Origin of the sequence: Mesotoga sp. HF07.pep.5.2.highcov (genome assembly GCF_003666285.1) — a bacterium.
Classification (GTDB): Bacteria; Thermotogota; Thermotogae; order Petrotogales; family Kosmotogaceae; genus Mesotoga; species Mesotoga prima.
Map to the genome: position 1 here is coordinate 1 of NZ_JFHJ01000651.1, position 2,963 is coordinate 2,963.

Annotated in this window: 3 protein-coding genes and 1 pseudogene; all 4 read right to left on the minus strand. The window is 43.9% G+C overall.

Annotated elements, in window-relative coordinates; all coding sequences use genetic code 11:
* Positions 1-422: pseudogene (locus tag BG32_RS16815) on the minus strand (AAA family ATPase); the annotation flags it as partial.
* The gene (locus BG32_RS16820) at positions 419-760 is read right to left on the minus strand and encodes a Lon-like protease helical domain-containing protein (protein ID WP_259459759.1); all 342 of its coding nucleotides are present in this window, start codon (positions 758-760) and stop codon (positions 419-421) included. The pseudogene BG32_RS16815 and the gene BG32_RS16820, both read right to left, overlap by 4 nt.
* A 104-nt stretch (positions 761-864) precedes the next feature.
* Positions 865-1,386, minus strand: a complete 522-nt coding sequence (locus BG32_RS13865) for a 2'-5' RNA ligase family protein (protein WP_006490065.1) — start codon at positions 1,384-1,386, stop codon at positions 865-867.
* A 70-nt stretch (positions 1,387-1,456) separates the two neighbouring features.
* Positions 1,457-2,963 (minus strand): RND family transporter (locus BG32_RS13870; RefSeq protein ID WP_121526999.1); only part of this gene is annotated, 1,507 nt, incomplete at its 5' end.

Sequence of the window (2,963 nt, forward strand, 5' to 3'; positions counted from 1 at the left end):
CTGAATCTATCCTTCATCTCCCTTATGTGACCTTCAACGGCAAATGAGGCAACTTTTCTGTTCAGTTCCTTATACTTTTCGCCGAAGTCTTTTTCCATCTTGCTCAGTTTCAGAAGATATGAATTAACCAGCTCACGAACCTCTTCGCCCTTTTTCGTAATCTGCTTCTGATAATCTTCGGGAAGAGCCTCATATACTTCCTGTGTAAGTGGCTTTCCGTTCCATATAGGAATTGTTGCGACTCCGGTCTGGTTTATTTGAACGGTGTAGTCTTTCTCTTTGGCCTTCTCAATGAGTTCCTTCAACATGTTTGAACGTTTCTCCGACTGTTCATTCTGTAAGGATGTAACTTTCTGCTGATAGTCCTCGCTTTGAAAGCTCTCGCCAATGGAGTTTATAGCTATCTCGACAAAGTCATTCATTTCCTTCTGAAATATCTTTCCCGTCCCCGCTTCAAGGATATTGAGTTTGGAGACCTTGGGTCGTCAAAATTATAGACGTATATCCAGTCTCCGGGGGTCTTAGTGCCCTCGACTTTCTTTTTGAGATAGCGACTTACAAAGGTCCTTCTGCCAGTGTTGGTAGTACCCGAAACGAACACATTGTAACCCTTCGCATCTATGTGAAGTCCAGTCTCAAGTGCCCTTATGGCTCTTTCCTGACCTATAAACTCTTCCAGTTCGCCAACGCATTCAGTAGATTTCACGTCTTCCGGTAGCACGATCTTCAGATCTATGTCCTTCCAGGCAACTTTTCTCATGCATCTACCTCCTTCTATGGATAGATTATAACAAACAGGTAATCTAGAAGCTTGATTTCTAGTTGTTTACCCTTTGAGAAGAGATTGTAAGAGCCAGATACAGCTCAACCTTCCTTCGACGGGCCGACGAGCTTCAGCTTCTTCCTGACAACTATCCCTTCGTCGGGAACCTCTTCGAGTATGGTCAGATTGTCTATTGTAAACTCGTGATGAAAATCCCTGAAGACAAGTCTCTCCATAACAGGACCAATGTTGGATCGTTTAAGATCATCTCCAAAAACGACGGTAATATGAGGTATCCAGTGGTCTTCATCATAAGCGATCGCTCTGTTGCTTACCGAATCACGGAGTTTGATCCATAAAGCATGGTGGAGAGATGCTAAACGCGAATTCCTTGCGAGTCCAATGAAGATCACCGGTTTCTCACCGGAGAAGACTCCTAGATACTCCGTTCTGGCCATCAAAGGGGGCGTACTGGAAGCTATGACCTCGATCAAAGGGTCGATTCCAGTCTCCTCCTCTTCTACAATGCAGTAGGTTATATGAGGAAAAGGGGTTAGAAAAACTGAATAAAAACCAAACTCGGTCTTCAATTCATCCCATATCTCTCTGACGAAACGATCCAAATCCTCTGGGAGAAGAGAAACAAGTGCTTTCAGAACCGCGCACCTCCATTTGATTATTATAAGAATTATATCAGTCTGAGTCTTTGGCCCTGCTCAAAAACCTTTCACTCCTCGATGCGATTTCGGGGAGAAGTATTAGGGTAAGAACCATCCCCACAGCTAGCCCGCTTACCATAAGTTTCGCTACATCCACATAAAGCAGTAATGGTGTCAGGAGCAAAACGGAGAAACCCGCAACAAGACTTATGCCATTTGTAAGAATTGCCCTAGCCGTTTGTTCATAAGCTTTATGCGAATCACCAAATCTCCTAAACCAGATCGTGAAATGGATGGCGTAGTCGATTACCAGTCCCATCAACATTCCCGAAATAAGAGCCGTAGAAATGCTCAGGGGAATCCTGAAAACGGCCATGAAGACGAAGTTGAACAGTGCCGTCAGCAGAATTGGAATAGTAGCTATTATGGTTGACTTCAAGCTCCTGAATATAGAAAACAGGAGTAAAATGATAAGCCCGAATGAGACAATGAGACTTTGAATCTGGTTCTTGACTACCGATGAATTGACGCTCTCCCATATGAGAGTTGTTCCAGCCAGAGTGAATTCGAAGTTCTTGTTCATTTCAGGGAATTTTCTTATGGCCTTTTCGACTGCGGCTTTCAATCTCTCCGCACTCAGGCTGTCGCTCTGAGATGAAAAGATGTTGAAACGGATCGCATTGTCACTGACCAGAAGTGAAGTAGAATCACCAAATGCCTCTGTAGAGTTGAGCACTCTGATCAACAAAGGTAAGGGTACGTTGGTTTCTCTCGAAAGGTCAAAGAGACTCAAAACCTTTGAAACTCCTTCAATCCCCTTCAGCTCCCGTTCGAAAGCTTCTAGATTCTCAACCTGGTCACCTGTGAATGAAATGCTCCCTCCCTCTGCAGGTTCGACCATGAGAGTATAATTCGTCAACCAACCGAAGGCTTCCTTCATCGTTCTTGCGCTTTCTCTGATCTCTGAATCCTCCTTGAAAAAATTATACTGATCAATCGTCATTGGAATAGTGATGATTAGTAAGGGAGAGACAATACTTGTGGCAACGACAACCCAGATAACCGCTCTTTTAACTAATGGATGAACATCCCTCGGTGGCAAAACCTCGCGTTTAGTACCCACCTTAGGGGTAACAAGCCCCGGAAGGACAGTGATAGTAAAAATCGCCGATAAAAAGATTCCGGAGCAGACGAATATCCCCATTTCCTGAAAGGCCTTCATATCGAGTAGGATGTATGAAGAAAAGCCCGCCATAGTTGTTAGAGCAGAAAAGAGTATAGGAACTCTCTCTTCGTGGATGGTCCTTCTGACGGCATTCTTCATATGGATGTTTTCTTCAAATCTCGATAGGAAATGCATCCCGTAAGCACTGCCAATTATAATTATGAACGAAGGTATCATAACCGTAAGACTGTTTATAGAAAGTTTGAGCAGTCCCATTATTCCTATTATCACCATTACTGCAGCCAACGGTGGGACAAGGGTCAGAAGTGATAGCGATATTCTTCTGGACTTGATCATGTAAACTGCCATGATGGCA

What these genes read in the sequence shown, in the direction of transcription:
- BG32_RS16820 (WP_259459759.1), bottom strand. Translation starts at nt 760, where the DNA reads ATGAGAAAAGTTGCCTGGAAGGACATAGATCTGAAGATCGTGCTACCG.